The organism is Brevundimonas sp. Leaf168 (assembly GCF_001423685.1).
GTDB lineage: Bacteria > Pseudomonadota > Alphaproteobacteria > Caulobacterales > Caulobacteraceae > Brevundimonas > Brevundimonas vesicularis_C.
In genome coordinates, this window is sequence record NZ_LMOY01000007.1 from 42,971 (window position 1) to 67,073 (window position 24,103).

A 24,103-nucleotide genomic window follows, 5' to 3' on the forward strand; every position below is an offset into this window, starting at 1 on the left:
GGGTGCGACACGTTCGGCCGAGGCCTCACAACGACGGGGAAGAGACCGCATGGACGACGCCTATTCCACTCAACTGACCGCCGGTGAATCGGTCGAGGCCACGGGTCTCGAACAACTGATGGCGCTGAAGGAAGGCGATACCTTCCTGGTCGCCGACGGATGGGGCGACATGAAGGGCGGCGCCGACGGCCTGTTCGCGGGCGACACCCGCGTCCTGTCGCGCTGGGCCATGACCGTCGGCCTGCTGAAGCCGTCGCGTCTGTCGTCCGGCGTCAGCCAGGACAACGTCTTCTTCTCCTGCCACACCACCAACCGTCCCCTGCCCCCGATGGGCGGCCGGTCGGCACCGGCCGGCGTCCTACATATCGAACGCCGGCGGTTCCTGTGGAACCGGCGGATGTTCGAGCGCATCCGCATGGTCAACCACGGGGTGGAGGACATCCTGCTGCCGCTGGCCTTCGACTTCGGCGCGGACTTCTTCGATATTTTCCAGGTGCGCGGCACGCCTCGGGCCAAGCGCGGGACGATCCACACGCCGACGACCGACGGCCGCCGCGTCACCTTCCGCTACACCGGCCTGGACGACGTGGACCGTTCCAGTTGCATCGCCTTTTCCGAACCGCCCGCGCGCCTGACGCACCAGCGCGCCGAGTTCATGTTCAGCCTGCCCAAGGGCCGCTCGCTGGATCTGTTCATCGAATGCGGCGTGGACGCCTGCGAGACACCGGACGCCGACCGTTGGCGACAGAACGCGATACAGGCGCGCCTGGCCATGCGCGCCAAACGCCGGCGGGGCGCCTCGGTGCGCGGCCCGCGCAGCCCGCGCTTCAACGATTGGCTGGATCAGTCGCGCGCCGACATGGCGCTGTTGACGACCGACCTGCCGACAGGCCCCTATCCCTACGCAGGCACGCCGTGGTTCTCGACCCCGTTCGGACGCGACGGCATCATTTCGGCCTGGCAAATGCTCTGGCTGGATCCGTCGCTGGCCAAGGGTGTGCTGACCTATCTGGCCTCGCGCCAGGCGACCGAGACCTCGCTCTATCGGGACAGCCAGCCCGGCAAGATCATGCACGAAACCCGCGGCGGCGAGATGAGCGCCCTGCACGAGGTGCCGTTCGGTCTCTACTATGGCGGGGTCGACACCACCTGTCTGTTCGTGGCCCTGGCCGGCGCCTACGCCAACCGCACCGGCGATCTGGATCTGATCAGCAAGCTCTGGCCCAATCTGATCGCGGCCGCCTACTGGATGCGCGACTATGGCGACAGCAACAACGACGGCCTGATCGACTACCAGCGCGGGGCCGATACCGGCCTGTCCAACCAGGGCTGGAAGGACTCAGAGGATTCCATCTTCCACGCCGACGGCCGCTTCCCCAAGGGTCCGATCGCGCTTCTGGAGGTTCAGGGCTACGCCTTCGCCGCCTGGAAAGCGCTGGGTGATCTAGGTGAGCGTCTGCACGACGACCGCACGACCGAATGGCGTATGCGCGCCGAACAGGTCCGCTCTCTGGTCGAGGAAAAGTTCTGGATGGAGGACGAGGGCTTCTACGCCGTGGCCCTCGATGGCGACGGGCAGCAATGTCGCGCCATCGCCTCCAACGCCGGACACCTGCTGTTCACCGGCCTGCCGTCGCTGGAACGTGCGCGACGCGTCACCAAACGCCTGTTGACCGCCGAGTTCCGCACCGGCTGGGGCATCCGCACCCTGGAGGTCGGACAGGCCCGCTTCAATCCGATGAGCTATCACAACGGCTCGGTCTGGCCGCACGACACCGCCATGGCCGCCGCCGGCATGGCGGCTTACGGCGAGCGCGATGCGGTCGCGCAAATCCTGGCCGAGATCTACGCTGCGGCCGCCCACTTCCACCTGCGGCTGCCCGAACTGTTCTGCGGCTTCCCGCGTGAGCCGGGCGAGCCGCCCATCGCCTATCCGGTCGCCTGCCTGCCCCAGGCCTGGGCGGCGGGATCGGTCTTCCTGATGCTTCAGGCGACCCTGGGCCTGTCGATCGACGCCTGGACCGAGACGGTCGATCTCGCTGACCCCGTCCTGCCTGCCGGTCTGGATCGTCTGAAGATCACTGGCCTGGAAGTCGGCGGCGCCGTTGTCGATCTGAATATCCAGCACGCCGACGGTCGCGCCGTGGTCATCCCGCATCATAAGCAGGGCAAGGTTTCGATCCGCACGTTGCGATAGGGGTCAGCCGAACAGATCGGGCACGCTCGCCCGGTCCAGCGCCTTGGCGAAGACCGTCGGCAGGGCGGCCCGCGCCGCCTCGATCGGCATCCAGCGATAGTCACCGTCCGCATCGACGCGCGCGGTCATCACCGTCAGCGTCAGGCTGAAGTGGGTGAAGACGTGCTCCACAGCCCCCGCGTCGCGCCAGTCGGCCTCGACCGGCGCTGCGGCAACAGGCTCGCCTGTTGTCCAGTCGCTGGTCGGCAGGCCCAGCATTCCGCCCAGCAGCCCCTTTTCAGGCCGCATCTCGACTGCGACCCGCCCCTGATCATCGACCAGCACATAGGCCGCGCCCCGCCGATGCGGCCGGTCCGCCTTCTTGGTCTTCATCGGAAACCGGGCCGGGTCGCCCGTGGCCAGACCCAGGCATTCGCCGGCTGCCGGACAGGTCCCGCACGACGGCGACTTGGGCCGGCAAACCGTCGCCCCCAGATCCATCAACGCCTGCGCCCAATCCCCTGGCCGCTCGTCGGTGACGAACAGGCCCGCCAGCCGCTTCAGTTCGGGCCGAGCGGCGGGGACCGGCGTCTCGACCGCGAACAGACGCGCCATGACCCGCTCGACATTGCCGTCCACGACATTGGCCGCCCGGTCGAAGGCGATCGAGGCGACGGCTGCGGCCGTATAGGCGCCCACGCCCGGCAGGGCGAGCAGCGCCGCCTCGGTGTCCGGAAACACCCCGCCATGCGCGCCCGCCACCGCCCGCGCGCAGGCCAGCAGATTGCGCGCACGCGCATAGTAGCCCAGCCCCGCCCAGGCCCCCATGACCTCCGCATCCTCGGCCGCCGCCAGGTCCGAGACCGTCGGCCAGCGCGTGGTGAAGGCGTGGAAATACGGCGTCGCATGCGGCACGGTCGTCTGCTGCAGCATGACCTCCGACAACCAGACGCGGTATGGCTCGGTCCGCGGCGCGCCGACGGCCGCTCGCCACGGCAGGCTGCGCGCATGGGCGTCGTACCAGGCCAGCAGCCGCGAGCGGATCAGGTCTATGTCGGGAGAGACGTCAGGCATCGGTCGGGCTATATAGACCCATGCGCCGCACGCTGCCCACAGACGCCGAGGCCCGCGAGATCCTGTCTCGCCGCCGCACCCGTCCGGTCCCACGACCGGCGCCGCGCGCGGGCAAGGCGCTGACGCCCCTGATCAAGAAGCTGGACGAGCAGTTCGGACGCGGCGCAGGCGCGCTGGAACCCCGTTGGCGCGAGATCGTCGGCGATCGCCTGGCCCGCGTCACTCGCCCGCAGAAACTGACGAAGGGCAAGGGCGGCCAGCCCGGTGTGCTGGAGCTGCGCGTCGCCGGCGCCGCCGCCCTGCTGATCCAGCATCAGTCCGAGGACATCTTGGCCCGCGTCAACCTGTTCCTGGGCGCCGGGACCGTGGACCGGTTGCGCATCGCCCAGGGTCCGGTCGCCCCTTTCAAGGAGGCCGTCGCCCGTCCCAAACGCAGCGCCAAGCCGCCGCCCCTGCCCGCCCAGGCCGAGGCCGATCTGGCCGCATCGATCGCTTCAGCCCCCGACGATCTGCGCGCCGCCTTGGTCCGGCTGGGCCGCGTCGCCCTGTCGCGCTCCGACATCAAGTCCGACTGAGCGCCGCGCCTTGGTTGGCAGTCGCCCCCCGGTGCTGTAGGAAGAGATTGTAAAGCGACAAATATCCGCACGGCGCTTCCGGTCGCGCGCCTGTATTCCGAGTCCCGATGAAGCAGCAAGACGACTGGCGACTTACCGATGTCGTCGAACACGAAATCGGGCGCGGAGATCCGTTCGCCGCTGCCATACGTGGCACGCGCATGCCGATGGTCATCACCGACCCGCGTCGCGACGACAATCCGATCGTCTTCGCCAACAAGGCCTTCCAGGATTTGACCGGCTACGAGCGTGACGAAATCATCGGCCAGAACTGCCGGTTCCTTCAAGGGCCGAAGTCCGACAAGGCCGCCGTCGCCAAGATCCGCGAAGCTCTTGAGGCCGGCGCCGACATCCACATCGATCTGCTGAACTATCGCAAGGACGGCAGCACCTTCTGGAACGCCCTGTTCATCAGCCCGGTGCGCAACGCCCAGGGGGAGATCGAGTATTTCTTCGCCTCGCAGCTGAATGTGACCGAGCGGATTGAGGCTCAGGTCTACGTCGAAAAGCAAAAGGCTTTGGTCGAACGCGAAGTCGCCGCCCGCACCGCCGATCTGCAAGAGGCGCTCGCCGCCAAGACCCTGCTGCTTCACGAGGTCGATCACAGGGTCAAGAACAACCTGACCATGATCGGCTCGCTGCTGCGGCTGCAATCGCGCTCGCTGTCCGATCCGGCCCTGACCGCCACACTGGACTCCATGCTGGAGCGGGTGGACGCCTTGGCGACCGTTCACCGCAAACTCTATCAGTCCGAGGACGTCACCCAGTTTGACGTCGGCGCCTTCACCAACACCCTGGTCGCCGATGTGATTGGCTCGACAGGACGCACCGATATCGAGGTGTCCGTCGATGTGGAGCCCATGTTCATTCCTTCGACCCATGCCTCGTCGATCGGGCTGATCATCAACGAACTGCTGACCAATGCGATCAAGCACGGCTTCCCCGAGGATCGCGGCGGCCGATTGATCGTCTCGGCCAAAAGAACGGAACAAGGCGGCCAGGTCGTTGTTCAGGACGACGGCCCCGGCATTCCCGGCGCTGCGCATCAGGGATTGGGCAAGACTTTGATCGGTCGTCTTTCAAAGCAGATCGGCGGCAAGACGCTGTGGCTGCCAGCCGATCCCGGAACGCGCGCGGTCGTCGACTTCCCCGTGAGCGGCTAGGTGCGCGCCGCCGGGCCTCACTTCGACATCCTGGTCGTCGAGGACGAGGCCCTGCTTGTGATGGACCTCGAGGCGATGCTTGAGGACGAAGGCCACCGGCTGGTCGGAGAAGCCATGTCCCTGAGCGAGGTCGAGTCGCTGTCGCTCGACGCGCCGCCCGACATCGCCTTTGTCGACATCCAGCTGGCGGATAACTCCAGCGGTCTGGACGTTTGTCGCCTGATAAAGGATCGCTGGCCGTCCACGGCCGTTGTCTTTCTGACCGCCAACCCCAAGATGATCCCCGAGGACTTCCTGGGCGCGCATGGCGTGATCCCCAAGCCCTTCTCGCGGTCCGGCCTGCTGTCGGCGATGCGCTTCATTCAGCAGGGCATAAGCGATCCGCCGCCCCGCCAGGACAGGCCGCAAAGTTTCATCCCCGCACCGGCGATCAATCGGGCCTGGGCGCGCGGATAAGGCGCTGTTGACAAAACTTCGCCGCACCTGTTCCAGACTAGTTCAGGGTTGCGCCATTCCCGGGGAATCGCGCGATCATCGCCAACGATCCGATCCGAGGAACCTTCATGGCCGACACTGAATCCCGCTTCGCCCGCATGAGCCGTCGTGCGGCCATCACCGGCGCCGCACTGGCGACCATGGCTTTGGCGGCCTGCGGCGGCGGCGCCAAGGGTGCGGCCGAGGGCGACATGGGTCTGGGCGCGCCCGAAGGCGCCAAGGTCACGGTGGTCGAATACGCCTCGGTCACCTGCCCCCACTGCGCCCTGTGGCAGAAGAACACCTGGCCGGCGTTCAAGGCCAAATACGTCGACACCAACAAGGTCCGCTACGTCTTCCGCGAACTGCCGACCCCGCCGGTCGACGCCGCCACCGCCGGCTTCCTGGTGGCGCGCTGCGCCGGTCCGGACAAGTACTTCGATGTGGTTCACCAGCTGATGGCGACGCAGCAGGAGATGTTGACGTCTTCGCCGCGCGACTGGCTGCTGCGCACCGCCCAGGCCGCCGGCCTGTCCGAGCAGCAGTTCAACGACTGCGTCACCGACAAAGACGCCGTCGCCGCCATGGAGAAGCGGGTTCAGGCCGCCCGTGCCCAGGGCGTGACCGGCACCCCGGCCTTCTATGTCAATGAGACGCAGGTCATCTCGCCCGGCGGCGAAGGCGCCAGCCTGGCCGACCTGTCCACCGCCATCGACGCGGCCCTGGCCAAGTAACCGAGGCCAAATCAGATGATGCGACGCGCCTTCATCGCCGCCGGTTTCGCCTTCGCCGCCCTGACCGGCGGTTTGGCGACGCCGGCGCTCGCCGCCGATGCGCCCCCGCCCGTCACGGCCCAGGATCACGTCCTGGGCCGGGCGAATGCGCCGGTCACGGTGATTGAATACGCGTCCTTCACCTGCTCGCATTGCGCGGACTTCCACAACACCGTGCTGCCGGCCTTCAAGGCCAAATACATCGACACCGGCAAGGTCCGGCTGGTTCACCGCAACCTGCCGACCGCGCCCGCCAATGTCGCCGCCGCCGCGGCTGCGGTCGCCCTGTGCGCCGCGCCCGAACGCTATTTCGACGTGGCGGCCGTCTTCATGCGCGATCAAGCCAACCTGGAGACCACCGGCGCCCAACCCTGGTTCGCGGCCGGTATCGCCGCCAGCGGCAAGACTCGCGAGCAGATCGAGGCGTGCCTGAACGGCCCGACCATCCGTACGGCCCTCGACGCCCAAATCGAAGGCGCGCGCGCCGCCGGCGTCACCGGCACGCCCACCTTCTTCGTCAACGGGACGATGGTGATGGAGCATTCGCTGGAGGCTCTATCGGCCGCCATCGATCCGCTGCTTCGGTAGTCCGTCGGGACGATGCAGTTTCAGCGCCTCCGGCTCGTCGGCTTCAAGTCGTTCGTCGATCCGGCGGAGGTGCACATCGAATCCGGCCTGACCGGCGTCGTCGGCCCCAACGGCTGCGGCAAATCCAACGTCCTTGAAAGCCTGCGTTGGGTCATGGGCGCCAACTCGGCCAAGGCCATGCGCGGTCAGGGCATGGACGACGTCATCTTCGCCGGCGCCGCTGGCCGTCCTCCGCGCAGCCACGCCGAAGTCAGCCTGACCATCGACAACGCGGCTCGCCGCGCGCCCCAGCCCTTCACCGACAGCCCCGTGCTGGAGGTGTCGCGCCGCATCGACCGGGGCCAGGGTTCGACCTACCGCATCAACGGCAAGGAGGTGCGCGCCCGCGACGTCCAGCTGCTGTTCGCCGACGCCTCGACCGGCGCCAACTCGCCCGCTCTGGTGCGTCAGGGCCAAATCTCGGAACTGATCGCCGCCAAGCCGCAGAACCGCCGGCGCATTCTGGAAGAAGCGGGCGGCGTCGCCGGTCTGCATACCCGTCGGCACGAGGCCGAGCTGCGACTCAAGGCCGCCGAGACCAATCTGGACCGGCTGGACGACATCGGCCGCGAGCTGGAGACGGCGTTGAACCGGCTGAAGCGCGAAGCCCGCCAAGCCGAGAAATACAAGAAGATTTCAGCGGAGATCCGTGCCCTCCAAGCCGCCCTGCTCTACGTGCGTTGGAACGACGCGCGTCTGGCCGCAGAGGCCGCCGCCGCCGAACTGCGCGCGGCCGACGCCGCCGTCGCCGAAACAACGACCGCCGCCGCCGCCGCCCAGACGGCCGCCCTGTCCGCCCAGGAAGCCCTGAAGCCCGCGCGGGAGGAGGACGCCGTCGCCTCCGCCCTTCTGCACCGCGCCAGCCTGGAGCGCGATCGGCTGGACATGGCTGAACAGGCGGCCCGCGCGGAAGTGGATCGCCTAAAGGGCGAGGCCGCCCGCATCGCCGCCGACGCCGCGCGCGAAGACGGCATGGCCGCCGACGCCCAGCGCGAATTGGACCGGCTCAACAACGAACTGGCCCGGCTGAAGGCCGAGATCGCCGCCGCCCCCGAACGCGGCCCCGAACTGGACAAGGCCCTGGCGGCCGCCGAGGACTCCCGCAAGGCCGCCGACGGCAAGGTCGAACGGCTGGCGGGCATGTTGGCCGCCGTCGAGGCCCGCGCCAACGCCGAGACGGCCCGCAAGCGCGACGCCGAGGCCCGGCTAGCCCGCGTCACCGCCCAGCACAATCAAGCCCGACGCGAACGCGAGGCTCTGGGGCCGCTGGAAACGCCCGAGCTGGAAACCGCCCGCCAGGCGCTGGAAGCCGCGCATGCCGACCTGAGCGCTGCGCGCGACGCCGTCGAGGCGGCTGAGGCCACACGCGGCGACCTGGCCCGCGCCGAACAGGAGGCCCGCACCGCAGCCCGCACGGCAGAGGACCGGCTGGGCCGGCTTCAGACCGAGGCGCGCGGCCTGGCTCAACTGCTGGTCACCGGCAAGCGCGACCATCCCCCCGCCCTGGACAAGGTGCGGGCCGACAAGGGGTTCGAGGCCGCCCTGGCCGCCGCCTTGGGTGACGATCTGGACGCGGCGCTGGACGCCAAAGCCGCCGCCTATTGGGGCGGAGCGGATGCGCCCTCCCCGTCCTGGCCCGCCGGTATCACGCCGCTTTCGGATCATGTTCAGGCGCCGTCACAGCTGACCGCGCGCCTCGCTCTGTGCGGTGTGGCATCGAAGGCCGAGGCGGCCCGGCTGGCGGGACTTCTGCCTCCCGGCGCGCGCCTGGTGACGATCGAGGGCGACCTTTATCGCTGGGACGGGTTCGTCAGCCGCGCCGAGGCGCCGCGCCCGGCCGCCGTGCGCCTGGCACAGCGCACGCGCCTGGCCGAGCTTGAAGCCGAGATCGACAAGGGCAGACCGGCGCTGGATCAGGCACAGGCGGCCCAGAAGTCGGCGACGGAAGCCTTCCGCGCCGCTGAAGACGCGGTTAAGGCCGCACGCCTGAAACCCTTCGCCGCCGACAAGGCCGTGACCGCCGCCCGCGACCGCGTGGAAACCCTGGCCCGCGAGCAGGCCCGCCGCGAGGCCCGCGCCCAGGCGTTGGACGACACCGTGAGCCGGCTGGCGGCCGACGCAGCCGAGGCGCAAGCCGCCTTGGACGCCGCCCAGACCACCGACGCTCCGTCCGAGACGATCGCCGGCCTGCGCGACGAACTGACCGCCGCCCGCGCCACGGCCGACGCCGCCCGCACTGCGGCCCAGACCGCCCTGTCGGACCGCGACGCCGAGGCCCGCGATCGTCAGGGCCGCGAGCAGCGGCTGGGCAGCCTGACCCGCGCTCGCGAAGGCTGGGTCACGCGGTCCAAGGACAGCGCCGGCCGCGTCGCCGCCCTGGCCAAGGACGCCGACCGGACCGCCGCCCTGCTGAAACAGGCCGAGGTCGCGCCCCAGGGCTTCGCTGAACAGCGCGGCAAGCTGCTGGACACGCTGGTCGCCGCCGAACAGAGGAAACAGGCGGCGTCGGACGCCATGGCCGTCGCCGAGACCGAGGCGACCGAGGCCGACCGCGCATCGCGCGCCGCAGACACCGCCGCGTCGCAGGCCCGCGAGGCCCGCGCCGGCCTGTCCGCCCGCGCCGAGGCCGCCGCCGAGAAGCTGGCCGAGGCCGAGACCACCCTGGGCGAGACGGCGCAGATGTCGCCGCAGGAGCTGGGTCAGAAGCTGACCGACGACGCCATCGCCCGCCCGCCCGACGCCGCCGGCGCCGAGAGCCTGCTCTACGGGCTGGAGCGCGAACGCGAGGCCCTGGGGGCCGTCAACCTGCGCGCCGAGGACGAGGCGGTCGAATATGGCGAGCGGCTGAACAGCATGAAGTCGGAGCGGATCGACCTGACCCAGGCGATCGCCAAGCTGCGCGACGGCATCGACGAGCTGAACGCCGAAGGCCGTGAGCGGCTGGTGGCGGCGTTCGACGTGATCAACGCCAACTTCAAGACGCTGTTCGAGGCCCTGTTCGGCGGGGGCCAAGCCGAGCTGAAGCTGGTCGAGAGCGACGACCCACTGGAAGCGGGACTGGAGATCTACGCCTGCCCGCCCGGCAAACGGTTGTCGGTCATGAGCCTGATGAGCGGCGGCGAGCAGGCGCTGACCGCGGCCGCCCTGATCTTCGGCGTCTTCCTGGCCAACCCCGCGCCGGTTTGCGTATTGGACGAGGTGGACGCGCCGCTGGACGACGCCAATGTGGACCGCTTCTGCCGGATGCTGCACGAGATGCGCAGCCGCACCGACACCCGCTTCATCGTCATCACCCACAACCCCGTGACCATGAGCCGGATGGACCGGCTGTACGGCGTCACCATGCCGGAACGCGGCATGAGCCAGCTGGTCAGCGTGGACCTGAAACAGGCGGAGACCCTGATCGCATGATCGCCCTGCTGCTCGCGCTCGCCGATCCTCAGCTGGTCCCGACCGGCGTGGGACGGTTCGCCATCTATGCCGACGTGGCCTCGATCGAACGCGAGGGCGACGTGGCGCGGATGCGGGAACTGCAGGTGACCGAGGCCGGGTTCAAGGTCGGAGACGTGACCTATGTCGGGGGCTGGTCGCGGTGGGCGTTCGACTGTCGGGCGAGGACGGCGGATCGGTTGGACTTCTCCTCTTTGAAGGCGGACGGGACGGAAGGGCCGGCGACGCCCGACGCCGCCCCCGCCTATGACGCCGCGCCGGGCGGGGATGCAGCCGAGCTGCTGGCCATCGCATGCGGGGCCGAACGGCCGGCCCAGGCGCTGACGCTGGAGCAGGCCATCAGCCAGGGACAAAGGGCGCTGGCGGACTAAGCCTCTTGCCATCTCCCTCCCCTTCAGGGGAGGGTGGTTGAGCGCAGCGAGACCGGGCGGGGGCGCCCCAGAATGGCGAAGATCGCAAAAGCCCGAGCGATGCGAAAAGCCATGAGCCCGCCGGAGGCGAGGCTTTGGTTGGCTCTGCGCGAGCTTCGAAAACAAGGTTTTCATTTCCGACGCCAGCATCCTCTCCTCGGCTATTATGTCGACTTCATTTGTCTCCGACGCGGCTTGGCGGTGGAGGTCGATGGCGGTTCGCAAGAGGGGCGTGGCGACTGGGACGCCCGCCGTGACGCCGCATTGGCTCATCACGGCGTAAAGACACTGCGCATAGCGGCCTCCGATGTTCGGGATCGACTCCCGGATGTCATGGATTTTATTCTTCGCGAACTGATGGCGGCCGCCCCCACCCGGCCGCTTCGCGGCCACCCTCCCCGAGACGGGGAGGGAGACTAGAGGGTTCGCCTTGCGGCCATTCGATGCGGTCGCGCGGCAGGGCCTCGCGGCATTCGTCGCGCATGAAGGCCATCAGCTTCTCGCGGATCTCGCAGCGCAGGTCGAAGGCGACCGGGGCCGAGCGGGCGCTGGCCAGGCAGCGCACCTGAAGCACGCGTTCGGTGATGTCGGTGACCTGCATCACCTGCACGTCGCCATCCCAGTGTTTGGACGCCTTGACGATGCCCTCGAAGGCGGTGCGCAGCCGGTCGATGGGCGCTTCGTAATCGACGTAGAAGAAGGCCACGCCGATCAGGCGGGCGTTCTCGCGCGTCCAGTTTTGGAAGGGCTTGGTGATGAAGTAGGACAGGGGCAGCACCATCCGGCGCCAGTCCCACAGCTTCACCACCACATAGGTCGAGGTGATCTCCTCGACATTGCCCCACTCGTTCTCGACGATGACGGCGTCGTCCAGGCGGATGGGCTGGGTCAGGGCGATCTGGATGCCGGCGACCATGTTCGTCAGGATCGGCTGAAGCGCCAGACCGGCGATGATGCCGACGACGCCGGCCGAGGCCAGCAGGCTGACGCCCCATTGACGGAAGCCGGCGATGGTCATCAGGGCCAGGCCCACTGTGACGATGAACAGCACGACCTTGGCCACCCGCTGCAGGATGCGGGTCTGGGTCAGGTGCTTCCTGGCGAGCAGATTGTCCTCGACAGCGATATTGTACCGCTTGAGGTGCATGACCGACCACATGTCGAGCACGCCCGACGCCATCCAGCCGAGGGTCAGGATGAACAGGAACAGCAGAGCGCTGCGGATATCCTCGGACGGGCCGGGATCCATCGGCGAGACGGTCACGCCGATGCCGATGCCGATGATGATGATCAGAACGCGCAGCTTGACCCGGGCGCGTTCGACCACGCCGCGCCAGAAGAGATCCTTGTTGCGAACGACGCGACGCAGGATGGCGAAGACGATCTTGTGCGTCAGCCAGCCGCCGCCGACGAAAACCAGCAGGACCAGGCCGATGACCGCCCATTCGGGCAGCCAGTCGAACCGGTGCCACAGGGCGCGAATCTGGCGGGTGACGGCGATGATTTCGGGAGGCATGAGCTTCCTAACGCCTCAGGGCCGAGAGGGTTTATGTCTCCTCCCTGTCGCGAAGCGATGGGGAGGTGGCGCGGCGCGCCCTTCGCGCCGTGACGGAGGGGTTCTTTCGGCGCGAAGAACCCCTCCACCGCTACGCGGTCCCCCTCCCCACACGTGGGGAGGAGACATCACGCACGACCTGCCGTCGCTTCGACGAGGTCGGCCAGGCGTTGGGCGGCGTCGGGGATGGCGACGCTGCGGGCGGCGGCGGACATGGCCGACAGGCGCGCCGGGTCGGACAGGACGCTGGTCAGGGTCGAAGCCAGGCGATCGATGGTCAGGTCGTCTTCCAGAATGACCTCGGCCGCGCCCGCATCGGTCAGGGCCTTGGCGTTCAGGCGCTGGTGGTCGTCGGTGGCGATCTTCAGCGGGATCAGAACGGACGGCAGGGCCGCGACCGCCAGTTCGGCGCAGGTCGAGGCACCGGAGCGGCCGACAACAAGATGCGCCTTGGACAGCCGTTCAGCCATGTCGCGGAAGAAGGGGGCGACCTCGGCCTCAATCCCGGCCTCCAGATAGATCTGGCGCGCGGCCTCCAGCGTCTCGGGGCGTGACTGCTGCTGCACCTTCAGGCGACGGCGAAGGGATTCCGGCAGGGCGGCCAGGGCGCGGGGCGTGGTCTCGGACAGGATGCGGGCGCCCTGGCTGCCGCCGGTGACCAGCAGATGGATCGGGCCATCGGCGGCGGGGGCGACATAGGTGCGGTCGAACAGGGCGCGGATCTCGGACCGCACCGGCGAGCCGACGACGTGCGAGCGGCCCTGGACCCTGGCCGGCGCGCGTTCGAGCGTCGGGAAGGATGAAGCGACCTGACCGACATAGGGGGCCAGGAGGCGGTTGGTGCGGCCCAGGACCGCGTTCTGTTCATGGATCACCGTCGGTCGCTGGGACGTGACGGCGGCGACCAGGGCCGGGGCGGACGGATAGCCACCGAAGCCGACGACGACATCGGCGCCCAGCCGGTCGAAGGCCGTTCGCGCCTGAACCACGCCCTTAAAGATGGCGACGCCGGCCTTGATCAGGCCCAGCGGGCCCGAGCCGGTGGCGGCGTCCAGCGCCAGCCGTTCCTCGGCGGGAAAGGCGTGGGCGTATTGTTCGCCCCGGTGATCGGTCGCCAGCACCACGCGCCAGCCGCGCGCCGCCATCTCGCGCGCCAGCGCCTCGGCCGGGAACATATGGCCGCCGGTGCCGCCGGCGGCGACGACGCAGAGCTTGGTCATGGGCGAGGCTCCGAAAAAGAGGGTCTGAATAGTCTGAAGTTCAGACGGTGGGCAGGCAAAAACACCGTCTAATTCGTCTAATCTGTCTAATGTCGGCCAGGAACGGTGCGGCGAGGAATGGGGCGGCGACAGGATCGCACGATTTTGCAGCGTGGGCAGGAGACGGTCGATCGCGAGCGGTAAGCGACGGAAATCATCCGCATGTTTTCGTCAAAGAAGGCTGGCTAACCGCTCTTTCGTCCTACTCCGACTGGCGTAGCGAGATCGCGGGACGACGAAAGAGAACTACAGCAACCGCCGGCCCATGGTCAGGCTGGCGCCGGGTTCGTAGGCGCCGGGGCGGCGTCGCGTCAGGGCCAGGGCAAAGCCCATGGTCAGGCCCATGGCCAGCATGGAGGAGCCGCCGTAGCTGATGAAGGGCAACGTCATGCCCTTGGTCGGGATCAGGTTCAGGTTCACCGCGACGTTGATGCAGGCCTGAAGCCCGATCAGCATGAACAGGCCCGCCGCCGCCGTCTGCTCGAACGGGTCGGTCAGCTTCATGGCCCGGCGCATGCCGCGAATGACGATGAAGGCGTAGAGGCTGATCATGATCAGGCTGAGGATCAGGCCGAACTCCTCGGCGCCGACGGAATAGATGAAGTCGGTGTGCAGGTCGGGCACGCGGCGCTTCATCACGCCCTCGCCGATGCCCCGGCCCAGCAGGCCGCCGGCGCGGATGGCCTCCGAGGCGCTGTCGATCTGGTGGGTGTCGGTGGTTTCGGGCGAGAAGAAGCGGCTGAGGCGGTCACGCATGTGGCCGAAGACGAAATACAGCGACACCAGCCCCGCCATGCCCAGGCTGGCCAGAACCGCCATCCATTTGAACGGCACGCCCGCCATGAAGAAGACGGCCATGAAGGTGGTGGTGATCAGAAGCGTCTGGCCGATGTCGGGCTGGATCAGCAGCAGCGAGACGGTCAGGGCGTAGAAGCCGAAAGCGATAGTCACGCCGGGCACCCCCTGCCCCTTTTGCGCCTCGGCGAACATCCAGGCGGCGAAGACGATCAGGCCGGGCTTGGCGAACTCGGACGGTTGCAGACTGAAGGGGCCGAAGTTCACCCAGCGGGCGGCCCCCTTCACCGTGTCGCCAATGAACGGCAAGGCCATCATCACGACGATGGCGCCGAACAGGGCCAGGACCGCGATGCGCCGCACGCCGCGCGGCGACATCAGCGAGGTCGTCAGCATGATGCTGAGCCCCACGCCCGAAAAGACCATCATCCGCCAAGAATAGTGGAAGGGGTCGGTGATCGATTCATCGGCCAGGATGGCGGCGGGGCTGGAGGCGAAGCTGAGCGCCACGCCCAGGGCCATCAGCGCGAGCGCCGCGCCCAGCAGGCCGCGATCCACGGTCCAGAACCACTGGGCCACATGGCTTTGGTCGTTGCGGGAAAAGGCGGGAGTGTAGGGAGCGCTCATGACGCGGTTTCCGGGACGGCGCCGAGGGCCAGAACGGCGGCGCGGAAGGCCTCGCCCCGCGCCTCGAAGTCCTTGAACTGATCGAAGCTGGCGCAGGTGGGGGACAGAAGGACGATCTGGTCGCCGCCGGCCGAGGCCGCATCGGCGGCGGCGGCGGCGACGGCGGCGTCGAGGGTACGGGCGATGACGTGGGGCGTGTCAGCCAATGTGGCGGCGAAGGCGTCGGCCGCGTCGCCGATCAGATAGGCCTTGGCGATGCGGGGGAAGAGGTCGGCGAGGTCGTCGATGCCGCCGGTCTTGGGCACGCCGCCGGCGATCCAGAAGACGGACGGATAGGAGGCCAGGGCCTGACGCGCGGCGTCGGCGTTGGTGGCCTTGGAATCGTTGATGAAGCGCACGGAGCCGAGGCGGCCGACCGCCTCCATACGGTGGGCCAGGCCGGGGAAGGACAGCAGGCCGGCGACGGCGGCGTCGTGCGAGACGCCGAGCCTGACGGCCGTACCATAAGCAAAGGCAGCGTTCTGAGCATTGTGACGGCCGGGTAACGAACGGGCGGTGGAGAGGTCGGCGACCAGCTCACCATCCTTCAAAACCGCACCCGGCTGTGCGACATATCCTTCTGCTCTCTGTGAGGGGTGGGTCGAGATGACGGTGGCGCGATCTGGCAGGTCACGCGCAATCTCCTGCCCCCAGGTGTCGTCCACGCCCACCAAGGCCACATCATCCCGTCCCTGATTGGCGAAGATGCGCGCCTTGGCCGCAACATAGCCGTCCATGCCGCCATGGCGGTCCAGGTGGTCGGGGCTGATGTTGGTCAGGATGGCGACGTCGGGGGCGAAGGTCGTGGTCAGGTCCAGCTGATAGCTCGAGACCTCGATCACATAGACGGCGTCGGGCGTCGGTTCGGGCAAGGCCAGGACGCCGACGCCGATATTGCCGCCGACGTGGACCGTCAGGCCCGCCGACTTCAGCACCCAGCCGATCAGCGCGGTGGTGGTCGACTTGCCGTTGGTGCCGGTGATGGCGACGACGCGCGGCCGCTGATCCTTCGGCCGGTCGGCCAGGGCGCGGGCGAACAGTTCGATGTCGCCGAGGACGGGCACGCCGGCCGCGCGGGCCAAGTCCACGGTCCAGTGCGGCCTGGGATGGGTCAGGGGCGCGCCGGGCGACAGGACCAGGGCGGCGAAGTCGGACCAGTCGGCGGCAGCCAGGTCCTCGACCGTGAAGCCCTCGCCTTTCGCCTGCGCCCGGCCGGCCTCGCCGTCGTCCCACAGGATCGGGATCGCGCCCCCGGCCTGAAGGGCGCGCGCGGCCGTGATCCCCGACCGTCCCAGGCCGAAGACCGCGACCCGCCTGCCTTCAAAGCCGGGAACGGAGATCATCGGATCAGCGCAGCTTCAGCGTGGACAGGCCCAGCAGGGCCAGGGCGCCGGCGATGATCCAGAAGCGGATAACGACCGTGGATTCCGGCCAGCCCATCTTCTCGAAATGGTGGTGGACCGGCGCCATCAGGAAGATGCGCTTCTTGGTCAGCTTGTAATAGCCGACCTGGATCATGACCGAGGCGGCCTCCATGACGAACAGGCCGCCGACGATGCCCAGGACCAGCTCATGCTTGGTGGTGACGGCGATGGCGCCCAGCGCCCCGCCCAGAGCCAGTGAGCCGGTGTCGCCCATGAAGATCTTGGCCGGCGGGGCGTTGTACCAGAGGAAGCCCGCGCCGCCGCCGATCATGGCCGCGCAGAAGATGGCCAGTTCGCCCGCGCCAGGCACGTGGTGGACCTGCAGATACTGGGCGAAGACGAAGTTGCCGGCGAGGTAGCTGATCACGCCGAACGCGCCCGCCGCCATCATCACCGGCACGGTCGCCAGACCGTCCAGACCGTCCGTCAGGTTCACCGCATTGGAGAAGCCGACGATGGTGAAGGCCGCGAACGCCACATAGAACCAGCCGATATTCAGCAGCACGGCCTTGAAGAAGGGGAAGGCGATCGACGTCTCGAGCCCCGGCGAGGTCGGCGAGACGGTCATCCACAGCACGGTCAGGACGCCGGCGACGACGGCGACGACGGTCTGGGCCAGCAGCTTCTGTTTGGAGGTCAGGCCGGCCGAGGTCTGTTTGGTCACCTTGGCGTAGTCGTCGATGAAGCCCAGCACGCCGAAGGCCGCCGTCACGAAGCTGACGATCCAGATGTAGGGATTGGTCAGGTCGCCCCAGAGCAGCACCGCCACGCCGATGCCGGCCAGGATCATCAGACCGCCCATTGTCGGGGTGCCGACCTTGGACAGGTGGGACACCGGGCCGTCGTCGCGGATCGGCTGGCCCCGGCCCTGTTTGGCGCGGATCCAGTTGATGAAGCGGCTGCCCATGGCGACGGCGACGATCATGGCGGTGGCCATGGCGAGCGCCACGCGCACCGTCTGATACTGAACCAGGTTCAGCAGCGGATACTGGTGCGCCACGTCGGCGTAGTAGAGATAGAGCAGGTAAAACATTCGGCTTCCCTATCGCGTCGTGGGCGTCGTGTCGCGGCCTTGAAGGTCGGCGAGCGCCTTTGCCACCAGCGAGGCCTTGGAGCCGTTCGAACCCTTGACCATGACGATGTCGCCGGGCGCGACCAACAGGGCCGCCTCGGCCGCCAGTTCCGCCGCCGTCGGGCGCCAGACGCCGCGTCGCGAGACTGGAAGCGCGTCGTAGAGCCAGCGCATCTCGGGACCGGCGGCGTGGACAAGGTCGAGACCGGCGGCGTCGATGGGGCCGGCGAGACCTTCGTGCAGGTCGCGGCTCTGCTCGCCCAGCTCCAGCATATCGGTCAGCACCACCACGCGGCGGCCCGAGGTCGAGCGCACGCCAAGGGTCTTGAACCCGGCGGCCATGGACAGGGGATTGGCGTTGTAGCTCTCGTCGATCAGGGTGAAGGCGCCGTCCGGCGTCGTGACCGTGCGGGTCTGGCCGCGCCCAGCCAGAGGCTGGAACCCGGCGAGGGCTTCGAGACCCGTATCCAGCGTCACGTCCAGGGCGTCGAGCATCAAGAGGACGCACAGGCTGTTCAGGCCCCAATGGGCGCCGGACTGGGCCAGGCGATAGTCGATGCGTCGCCCGAACAGTTCGGCGGCCACCGCCGCGCCCTCGGCGTCAGGCCGGAAGTCCAGCAGGCGGGCGTCATGGCCGGCGTCGGATCCGAACGTCAGCAGACGCGCGCCGACCGCCTTGGCCGCGTCGCACAGGACAGCCGAGAAGGCGACGTCGCCGTTCGCCACCGCCGCACCGCCCGGGACCAGACCCTGGAAAATGGTCGCCTTTTCACGCGCGACCCCGGCCTCGCCGTCCGCGAAGGCCTCGATATGGACCGGACCGACCGTGGTGACGCAGGCGGCGTGGGGGGCGACGAAGCGCGACAGGGGCGCGATCTCGCCCGGCGCATTCATGCCGATCTCGAACACGGCGCGCTGGGTCTCGACCGGCATCCGGGCCAGCGTCAGGGGCACGCCAATGTGGTTGTTGTAGCTCTTGATCGAGCCGTGGGCGGGACCGGCGAGGTCGAGGCCCGCCTTGATCGCCTGGGTGACGCTGGTCTTGCCGACGCTGCCGGTGACGGCTCCGCGCCTTACATGGGGCGCGCGCTCGCGAGCGGCGACGCCCAGGGCTTCGAGGCCGCGCAAGGTGTCGGGCACAACGACGCACGGGCCGCCGTCGACCTCATTTTCGACCAGGGCGGCCGCAGCGCCCGATGCGAAGGCGCCGCTGGCGAACTGATGCCCGTCGCGTTCGCCCTTCAGCGCCAGAAACAGATCGCCGGGGACGATCTCGCGGCTGTTGTAGGTCAGGCCCGTAATCGGGCGGTCGTCGCCGTGCAGCACGCCGCCCGTGGCGGCGGCGACTTCGGCGGCCGACCAGAGCGGGCGGGCGGAGTTTTCAGGCATAGAGAGACAGGGCCTCGGACGCGACAGTGGCGTCGTCGAAGGGGTGGGTCACGCCCGCGACGATCTGACCCTGTTCATGCCCTTTTCCGGCGATGACCACCACATCCCCGTCACGCATCATTTCGACGGCGGCCTCGATGGCGGCGCGGCGGTCGCCGATCTCGATCCCGTCCGGGCAGCCGGCGCGGACCTGGGCGCGGATGGCGGCGGCGTCTTCGGAACGCGGATTGTCGTCGGTGACGATGGCGATGTCGGCCAGACGCCCGGCGATCTCGCCCATCAGGGGACGCTTGCCACGATCGCGATCGCCGCCGGCGCCGAAGACGACGATCAGTCGGCCAGTCGCGTGCGGACGCAGCGCGTTCAAGACCGTCTCAAGCCCGTCGGGCGTGTGGGCGTAGTCGACATATACCTCGCCCCGGCCTTCTAGGCCCCCGCCTATGCGTTGGAGGCGGCCTTGCGCGCCGGTCAGGCCTTCCAGCGCGCCGATGACGGCGTCGGCGGGGTCGCCGGCGGCGATGCACAGACCGGCCGCCACCAGGGCGTTGGACGCCTGAAACGCGCCGGCCAGCGGCAGCAGGATCTCGCGAATGTCGCCGCGCACATCGATCGTCAGACGCTGCCCTTCAGGCGTCGCGCGACGGCCGATCAGGGTCAGGTCGCGACCGCGCTCGCCCACGCCCATGACGCCCAGGCCCGCCATGATCGAGGCCGAGGCGAAGACCGAATAGGCGTCGGAATCGGCGTTCAGCACGGCGGTGCGGCCACGCGGCAGCAGGGTCTCGAACAGGCGCATCTTGGCGGAACGGTAGTCCGCCATGGTGCCGTGATAATCGAGGTGGTCCTGGGTCAGGTTGGTGAAGGCGGCGGCCTTCAACGCGACACCGTCCAGGCGGCGCTGATCGATGCCGTGGGACGAGGCCTCCAGCGCGACGTGGGTCACGTCCTTGGCGGCCAGTTCGGCCATCAGGCGCGCGGCCTCGGCGGCGTCGGGGCTGGTCAGGCCCGGGCCGGTCAGGGCGTAGGTCTTGACGCCCTTCTGGCCGATGACGCCTAGCGTGCCCATGCTGGCGGACTTATGGCCGACACCGGCCCAGATCTGGCGGCAGAAGGTGGCGACCGACGTCTTGCCGTTGGTGCCGGTGACGGCGACGCAGGTCTTGGGCTGGGCGCCGTAGAAGCCGCGCGCGGCGATGGCGTAGGCCCGGCGCACGTCGCCCGAGGTGACCAGAACGGGCGCCGCACCATCCGGCGTGTCAGTCGGCGCCAGAACCGCAGCGGCCCCTTGCGCCAGGGCCTGGGGGATGAAGGCGCGGCCGTCGGCGGCCGTGCCCGGCAGGGCGACGAACAGGGCGCCGGGCGAGACCTTGCGGCTGTCGGCGGTGACGCCGGTGATGACGGGGTCCGAGGAGACGTCGCGGCGCAGCAGGTCGGACAGGTGAAGCGCGCTCAAAGCCCGTCCCCCGCCACGTCCTGATATTGCGGGATCTTCTCGCCCGAGGCGGTGCGCCAGCGGTCGTCGCGGCGTTCGACGCCCAGGAAGCCGGCGATGCGGTCGGCGATATTGTGCACGGCGGGCGCAGCGACATAGGCGCCGGTCTTGGGATAGGTCCCCGGCTCGTCCATCACGATCAGGATGGCGTAGCGTTTGCCGTTCAGCGGGCCGTCGAAGGGGAAGACCGCCGCGAAGGAGCCCAGGGCGTGGCTGGGGTCATAGCGACCCCCGACCAGTTTGTTGGCCGAGCCCGTCTTGCCGCCGACCCGCAGGCCTGGCGCGTCGGCGAAACCGCCCGAACCCTTGACGACGTTGCGACGCAGCAGGTCGAGAATGGCGCGCGAGGTCTCTTCGGTGACGACCTGTTGCGGCTGGACGTTGCGGGCGCCCCCCTTGCGCAGCGACAGCGGGATCATCCGACCGCCATTGGTCAGGGCGCCCATGGCCTGAACCATCTGAGCCGGGGTGATCATGATGCCGTAGCCGAAGGACAGCGACGCCAGGGTCGAGTTGTCCCAACGACGCGGCACGACCGGCTTGGCCGATTCCTTCAGCTCGATCTTGGCGGCGTCCAGCAGGCCCAGGCGGCGGAAATAGTCGCGCATGGTGTTAGGGCCCATCTGCACCGCCAGCTGCGACGTGCCGATGTTGGAGGAGTGCAGATAGACCTCTTCCAGGGTCATCACCCGGTTCTGGGCGTGGAAGTCCTTGATCTTGCGATCGCCGATCTGGAAGGCCTGGGAGGCGTCGAACAGGGTGTTCATGTCGGCCCGGCCGGTGTCGAGGCCGGCGGCGACGGTGAAGGTCTTGAACACCGAGCCCATCTCGTAGTGGCCCGAGACGGCGCGGTTCAGGGTGGCACCGTCGGGCGCCGCGCCGCGATCGGCCGAGTTGAAGGTCGGCCAGGACGCCATGCCCAGCACCTCGCCGGTCTGGACGTCGGTGACGATGCCGACGGCGCCCTTGGCCTGGTTCTTGATCGCGGCGGCGGCGAGTTCGTTTTCCAGCACGCCCTGGACGCGCAGGTCGATGGACAGGGGGAAGGCCTCGCCGCGCTGACCCGCCGCGCGGATCTCGTCGTTGAAGGCCAGTTCGGCGCCCGAGACGCCCTGCCCGCCCGTGTCGGCGTCGCCGATCAGATGGACGGCCGACGTTCCCAGCGGATAGGCGCGGCGATCCTCGGGCTCGAAGGTGACGCCGCCCAGCGCCAGGTCGTGGACGGCGGCCTTTTCCTGAGGCGTCAGGCCAGTCAAGGCGATCAGACGACGGTCGCCGCCCAGCACCTTCTTCAGTCGCTCGGCGGAGATGCGCGGCAGGGCGCGGCGAATCTGGCGATAGGCCAGGTCGCGATCCCAGATCTCGGCCGGGTCGATGTAGAGGCCGTAGTGGACGATGTTGGTGGCCAGAAGCTCGCCATTGCGGTCCGTCAGGTCGCCGCGCACCAGGGCGTTCGGATTGACGCCGCGCCCCAGGCCGTTGGCCGGGGCGAACAGGGCCTTGTACGACGCGCCGATGGCCAGGCCGCCGAAGACGCAGGAAAAGACGATCAGGATCAGGAAGATGCGGACGCGCGTGTCCTCTTCCGGACGGGCGTCGGCGCGTGCGCGCTCGAAGCCGTGCTCCAGCCGCCAGACCAGTTCCGTCAGCCAGCGCCAGAAGGGAGACAGACGGCCTTGCAGTCGTTCCTGGAAATCGGCGCCCGGCGCGGGGCGATGATAGCGATGATCCTGAACGCTCATTGCGCCGGCTCCGGCGAGGGCGTTGGGACGGGCGCGTCATCGGCGACGGCGGCCGGCGCCGGCGCGGCTGCAGGCGCGGACGCGGCGGGTTGAGCGGGGACGGGCATCAGGGCCGTCAGCTGACCTTCCTTGGCCTGACGGGCGACCGCGACGGGGGCCATGCCGATCTGGCGCGACAGGCTTTCCAGACGTGCGGGCTGTTCCAGACGGGCGACCTCGGCGCGCAGCAGGCGGACGCGCTGTCCGTTCTCGCGGATGTCCTGTTCGATCTGAGCGATGCGGCTGCTCTCACGCGCTGCGGCGGCCTTGGCGGCATAGACCGACACGATCATGATCGCGACCAAGGCCACGCCGATGATCTCGACCCAGCGCACGCCACGCACCTTCCAGTCGAACAGACGCTGAAGGGCGGTGCGGGAATAGGTGAAGAAGGGCGCCGTGGTCATGCCGCCGCTTTCCCATCGATCCGACCCCAGGCCGGGGCGTCGGTGCGCACGGCGGCGCGCAGCTTGGCCGAGCGGGCGCGCGGGTTGGTGGAACGCTCTTCGTCGCCCGCCTCGCGCGCGCCCTTGAACTGAAGCGTGAAGCTGGGCTTGCGCGGATCGACGGCCATCGGCGCATGACGCGAACCGGCGGGGCTGTTGCCGGTGCGCTCGGTCAGGAAGGCCTTGACGATGCGGTCTTCCAGCGAATGGAAGGTGACGACGGCGAGGCGTCCGCCGGGGGCGAGCGTCGCCTCGGCCGATTCCAGACCGCGCTCCAGCTCGCCCAGTTCGTCATTGACCGCGATGCGCAGGGCCTGGAACACGCGCGTCGCCGGATGAATGGGCGCGCCGCGACGGCCGCCCAGAGCCTTTTCGACCACCTCGGCCAAATCCAGAGTGCGGGTGAACGGTTGTTCGGCGCGGCGACGCAGGATGGCGGTGGCGACGCGGCCCGAGTGGCGCTCTTCGCCATACAGTTTGAAGATGTGGGCCAGGGGACCGTGGTCCCAGGTGTTGACGATATCGGCGGCGGTCGCGCCCTCATCGGACATGCGCATGTCCAGCGGACCGTCGCGCATGAAGGAGAAGCCGCGCTCGGCCTGATCCAGCTGCATCGACGAGACGCCGATGTCGAAGACCGCGCCGTCCAGCTTCGCCTTGCCGCTGTCGGCGAACGCCTGGGCCAGCCCCGAGAAGGGGGTGCGGATCAGCTGGAACTGGCCGGGAAAGTCGCTGGCGACGGCGTCGGCGTGCGGCTGGACCGTCGGGTCGCGATCCAGGGCGACGACCTGAGCGCCCGCTTTCAGGATGGCGCGGGTATAGCCGCCGGCGCCGAAGGTGGCGTCGATCACGACGTCGCCGGGCGCGGGCGCCAGGGCCTCGATCACCTCGGCCAGCAGGACGGGGGCGTGGGGAGAATTGGGGGGAGCGTCAGTCACGATCCACCTCCCGCCAGCTTCATCTGGGCCGCCAGCTTCAGGGCGCCAATCTGGGCCATGCCGGCCTTGGCCAGGGCGCGCTGTTCGGCGCGGCGGGCCGCCCATTTCTCGCGCGACCAGATCTGGAAGCGGTCGTTCAGGCCGACGATGACGACGGTGTCGCCCAAACCCGCCTCGGCGCACAGCGCCTCGGGCAAGGTGATCCGACCGCCGGAATCGTAGGCCAGACGCACCTGCTCGCCCATCACCTGCCACTCCAGCGCCGAACGCTCCTCGGAGCCGAACGGCAGGGCTTCGATCATTTCGGCATAGACGGCGAACAGGCGGTCGCCGCCCGCTTCCAGGCAGTCGGCCTCGATCGAAGGAAAGATGAAGACGCCGCCGGCGGCGCCGTTTTCGGTCGTGCGGAAATCGTTGGGGATGAGGAGACGGCGCTTGCCGTCCAGCTGCTTCTCATAGGTCGAGAGAAACACGCCCTGTCCAATCGAGCCCTTCGGCCCGTCCCTAGATGCCCTGACGAACGCC

22 protein-coding genes are annotated in these 24,103 nt (G+C 68.8%); 10 read left to right on the top strand and 12 right to left on the bottom strand.

Annotation, left to right across the window (positions count from 1 at the left end):
• Nucleotides 1-49: 49 nt before the first annotated feature.
• Entirely contained in the window at nt 50-2,197 is a 2,148-nt protein-coding gene (locus ASF81_RS05060; RefSeq protein ID WP_055805808.1) for an amylo-alpha-1,6-glucosidase, read from the top strand.
• Nucleotides 2,198-2,200: 3 nt separating this feature from the next.
• On the opposite strand, the gene mutY is transcribed toward ASF81_RS05060, so the two are convergent.
• On the bottom strand, nt 2,201-3,250 hold the full coding sequence (mutY, locus tag ASF81_RS05065; RefSeq protein ID WP_055805811.1) for an A/G-specific adenine glycosylase: 1,050 nt from the start codon (nt 3,248-3,250) through the stop codon (nt 2,201-2,203).
• 20 nt (nt 3,251-3,270) lie between these two features.
• Here mutY and ASF81_RS05070 point away from each other — a divergent pair, with 20 nt between their 5' ends.
• The 8 genes from ASF81_RS05070 (at nt 3,271) to ASF81_RS14775 (ending at nt 11,181) form a co-directional block, all read left to right on the top strand.
• Nucleotides 3,271-3,825 (top strand): DUF721 domain-containing protein, encoded by a 555-nt coding sequence (locus ASF81_RS05070; protein WP_055805814.1) that lies wholly within the window; start codon nt 3,271-3,273, stop codon nt 3,823-3,825.
• A gap of 107 nt (nt 3,826-3,932) precedes the next feature.
• On the top strand, nt 3,933-5,027 hold the full coding sequence (locus ASF81_RS05075; RefSeq protein WP_055805817.1) for a PAS domain-containing protein: 1,095 nt from the start codon (nt 3,933-3,935) through the stop codon (nt 5,025-5,027).
• Entirely contained in the window at nt 5,028-5,483 is a 456-nt protein-coding gene (locus tag ASF81_RS05080; protein ID WP_082503461.1) for a response regulator, read from the top strand.
• A gap of 107 nt (nt 5,484-5,590) precedes the next feature.
• Nucleotides 5,591-6,235 (top strand): DsbA family protein, encoded by a 645-nt coding sequence (locus ASF81_RS05085; protein WP_039246870.1) that lies wholly within the window; start codon nt 5,591-5,593, stop codon nt 6,233-6,235.
• A 15-nt stretch (nt 6,236-6,250) separates the two neighbouring features.
• Nucleotides 6,251-6,862, top strand: coding sequence for a thioredoxin domain-containing protein (locus ASF81_RS05090; RefSeq protein ID WP_055805821.1), 612 nt, complete (start codon nt 6,251-6,253; stop codon nt 6,860-6,862).
• Between the two features lie 12 nt (nt 6,863-6,874).
• Nucleotides 6,875-10,312: a chromosome segregation protein SMC gene (gene smc / locus ASF81_RS05095; protein ID WP_055805824.1), complete on the top strand. Its 3,438-nt coding sequence runs from the start codon at nt 6,875-6,877 to the stop codon at nt 10,310-10,312.
• Nucleotides 10,309-10,722, top strand: a complete 414-nt coding sequence (locus ASF81_RS05100) for a surface-adhesin E family protein (protein ID WP_055805826.1) — start codon at nt 10,309-10,311, stop codon at nt 10,720-10,722. The genes smc and ASF81_RS05100 overlap by 4 nt, the downstream gene beginning before the upstream one ends.
• 111 nt (nt 10,723-10,833) lie before the next feature.
• Nucleotides 10,834-11,181: an endonuclease domain-containing protein gene (locus ASF81_RS14775; protein WP_235559259.1), complete on the top strand. Its 348-nt coding sequence runs from the start codon at nt 10,834-10,836 to the stop codon at nt 11,179-11,181.
• On the opposite strand, the gene ASF81_RS05105 is transcribed toward ASF81_RS14775, so the two are convergent.
• The 11 genes from ASF81_RS05105 to ASF81_RS15630 form a co-directional block, all read right to left on the bottom strand.
• On the bottom strand, nt 11,102-12,277 hold the full coding sequence (locus tag ASF81_RS05105) for a mechanosensitive ion channel family protein (protein WP_055805830.1): 1,176 nt from the start codon (nt 12,275-12,277) through the stop codon (nt 11,102-11,104). The genes ASF81_RS14775 and ASF81_RS05105 overlap by 80 nt on opposite strands.
• 167 nt (nt 12,278-12,444) lie before the next feature.
• Nucleotides 12,445-13,536 carry an undecaprenyldiphospho-muramoylpentapeptide beta-N-acetylglucosaminyltransferase gene (gene murG, locus ASF81_RS05110; RefSeq protein ID WP_055805833.1) on the bottom strand — a complete coding sequence of 364 codons (1,092 nt, stop codon included), beginning with the start codon at nt 13,534-13,536 and terminating at the stop codon, nt 12,445-12,447.
• A 285-nt stretch (nt 13,537-13,821) separates the two neighbouring features.
• Nucleotides 13,822-14,997: a putative peptidoglycan glycosyltransferase FtsW gene (locus ASF81_RS05115; RefSeq protein ID WP_055805836.1), complete on the bottom strand. Its 1,176-nt coding sequence runs from the start codon at nt 14,995-14,997 to the stop codon at nt 13,822-13,824.
• A complete protein-coding gene (murD, locus tag ASF81_RS05120; RefSeq protein ID WP_055805839.1) occupies nt 14,994-16,379 on the bottom strand; it encodes a UDP-N-acetylmuramoyl-L-alanine--D-glutamate ligase in 1,386 nt (461 codons plus the stop codon). The genes ASF81_RS05115 and murD overlap by 4 nt, the downstream gene beginning before the upstream one ends.
• A gap of 4 nt (nt 16,380-16,383) precedes the next feature.
• Entirely contained in the window at nt 16,384-17,493 is a 1,110-nt protein-coding gene (gene mraY, locus ASF81_RS05125; RefSeq protein WP_017504532.1) for a phospho-N-acetylmuramoyl-pentapeptide-transferase, read from the bottom strand.
• A gap of 9 nt (nt 17,494-17,502) precedes the next feature.
• Nucleotides 17,503-18,921 (bottom strand): UDP-N-acetylmuramoyl-tripeptide--D-alanyl-D-alanine ligase, encoded by a 1,419-nt coding sequence (murF, locus tag ASF81_RS05130; RefSeq protein ID WP_055805842.1) that lies wholly within the window; start codon nt 18,919-18,921, stop codon nt 17,503-17,505.
• Nucleotides 18,914-20,374, bottom strand: a complete 1,461-nt coding sequence (locus tag ASF81_RS05135) for a UDP-N-acetylmuramoyl-L-alanyl-D-glutamate--2,6-diaminopimelate ligase (protein ID WP_055805846.1) — start codon at nt 20,372-20,374, stop codon at nt 18,914-18,916. The genes murF and ASF81_RS05135 overlap by 8 nt, the downstream gene beginning before the upstream one ends.
• Complete coding sequence (locus ASF81_RS05140) at nt 20,371-22,155, bottom strand: penicillin-binding protein 2 (protein WP_055805849.1); 1,785 nt, start codon at nt 22,153-22,155, stop codon at nt 20,371-20,373. Before ASF81_RS05140 ends, ASF81_RS05135 begins: the two co-directional genes overlap by 4 nt.
• Complete coding sequence (locus ASF81_RS05145) at nt 22,152-22,601, bottom strand: hypothetical protein (RefSeq protein WP_055805852.1); 450 nt, start codon at nt 22,599-22,601, stop codon at nt 22,152-22,154. Before ASF81_RS05145 ends, ASF81_RS05140 begins: the two co-directional genes overlap by 4 nt.
• Entirely contained in the window at nt 22,598-23,578 is a 981-nt protein-coding gene (gene rsmH, locus ASF81_RS05150; protein WP_055805855.1) for a 16S rRNA (cytosine(1402)-N(4))-methyltransferase RsmH, read from the bottom strand. Before rsmH ends, ASF81_RS05145 begins: the two co-directional genes overlap by 4 nt.
• A complete protein-coding gene (locus ASF81_RS15630; protein ID WP_350224834.1) occupies nt 23,575-23,823 on the bottom strand; it encodes a division/cell wall cluster transcriptional repressor MraZ in 249 nt (82 codons plus the stop codon). The genes rsmH and ASF81_RS15630 overlap by 4 nt, the downstream gene beginning before the upstream one ends.
• Here ASF81_RS15630 and ASF81_RS15635 point away from each other — a divergent pair.
• Nucleotides 23,822-23,890, top strand: coding sequence for a hypothetical protein (locus ASF81_RS15635; RefSeq protein WP_350224835.1), 69 nt, complete (start codon nt 23,822-23,824; stop codon nt 23,888-23,890). The genes ASF81_RS15630 and ASF81_RS15635 overlap by 2 nt on opposite strands.
• The last annotated feature ends 213 nt before the right edge of the window (nt 23,891-24,103 follow it).